1 protein-coding gene is annotated in these 1,907 nt (G+C 41.0%); it reads right to left on the bottom strand.

All coding sequences use genetic code 11. The features are described from left to right. Positions 1-764 precede the first annotated feature (764 nt). Entirely contained in the window at positions 765-1,727 is a 963-nt protein-coding gene (locus BLW28_RS07830; RefSeq protein WP_073217412.1) for an AraC family transcriptional regulator, read from the bottom strand. Positions 1,728-1,907 lie beyond the last annotated feature (180 nt).

Below are 1,907 nucleotides of genomic sequence, written 5' to 3'. Positions count from 1 at the left end.
TTCAGTATTCAGTGTTCAGTGTTCAGTATTCAGTATTCGTGTTCAGTATTCAGTATTCAGTGTTCAGTATTCAGTGTTCAGTATTCGTGTTCAGTGTTCAGTATTCAGTATTCAGTGACTTATAATAAATAACTACCTACTAAAGGCTACCAACTACAAACTAAAAAACAACCCACAGCAAATAACCGATAACTGAAAACCGACAACCGACAACCGACAACCCAATAAAAACTACCAACCACAAACTAAAAAACAACCCACAGCAAATAACCAATAACTGAAAACCGACAACCCACAACCGACAACCGACAACCCTCTAAAAACTACAAACTAAAGACTACCACCTCTCATCTAAAAAACAACCCACAACCGACAACCAACAACCGACAACCCAATAAAAACTACCAACCACAAACTAAAAAACAACCCACAGCAAATAACCGATAACCGACAACCGACAACCCACAACCCACAACCGACAACCCACAACCGACAACCCACAACCGACAACCCAATAAAAACTACCAACCACAAACTAAAAAACAACCCACAGCAAATAACCGATAACTGAAAACCGACAACCGACAACCCACAACCGACAACCGACAACCCAATAAAAACTACCAACCATAAACTATAAAACAACCCACAGCAAATAACCGATAACTGAAAACCGACAACCCACAACCGACAACCCACAACCGACAATCCACAACCTTCAACCGACAACCCACACAACCCACAACCACCTCCCCCTCGAGAGATCAGACCTGTCCCTTCCTAACAGTTCTAGGTGGGGCTCCAAATTCCTTCGTAAAACTCCGTGTAAAATGAGACACACTTTTAAACCCACACAAATGAGCAATACATTTAAAAGGCTCATCGCCATATTGAACCATCATTTTGGCCTTTCGCAATCGTTCACATTTCAAAAACCGATATACACTGGTCCCGTACATTTCCTTAAAACCGTATTTTAATTTATAGGTATTGGTACCCAGCTCCATGGCAAAACTTCTTAAACTTCCAAAATCACGGGCTGGATCCTGAAGAATTAAATTGCGGGCTTTGACCAACATACGCTTGTCCTCAAATGTCAATTTTTTCTTTACCCTATTGCCCCCGTTGGCTTTATTCTCGTTAAGCAACTCTTCTGCCACTGTTCCATTGTTGTCGTTGTATCCCAACGCAGGTTCCAGAACTACAGACTTCTTGTCGTGCTTCACTACAGTTATTGTATAGTATTTGACGGGACCTCCATCTTTCAAACTATTGATAAGGCTGTCACCGGCAATCAATAATCCCGTGGCGGACTTATAGTAAAGTAAAACGCTTACCTCCTCATAAGGCGTCCGTTGGATTAAATCCCAATTTTTCAACCATTCCACTTTTGAATGGTCGGCAAGTACGTGGTGGAAAGGTTTTCCTATAAAATTATCCACTTCCTCAGCGAATACCCCTTCAGTATTTCCGGTAGTAGCAGTAATTACTCCTGTGGCATCAATAAGAAATTGGATTGCTAGGGTTGCCTTTATTGTTCCAAGGCTATTTATAAACCCCTGATGGATCCAAGCCTCCTCCAATTCTTCTGCAGTCATGTTTAAAATGGAAACAAGAGCTTCTATCCCATCATTTTTTCCAGACCTTTCAATCCGATGATGGAAATTACCTGCACCCATCTCGAGCAATACCTTCTTTATCTTCTGAATGCGCTCATCCCTCTCCATAATCTGTTAAAATGATTATAGATCACTATTGACCGATTAAAATTTAATATATCCTAGTAAAGCCAAGCCAACAAAGACTTAACATTATCTAGCTTAATAGCCGTCTTGACTCTTAGTTATTGTAGCGTAGCGCTGGTTGCTAAGCGAAGCCAAAGCATCTAAACTCTAGATTCTAACAGC

The organism is Aequorivita viscosa, assembly GCF_900106795.1.
Lineage (GTDB): Bacteria > Bacteroidota > Bacteroidia > Flavobacteriales > Flavobacteriaceae > Aequorivita > Aequorivita viscosa.
The sequence above is the reverse complement of the archived record's forward strand: the minus strand, read 5'-3'. Positions and strand labels throughout refer to the sequence as shown.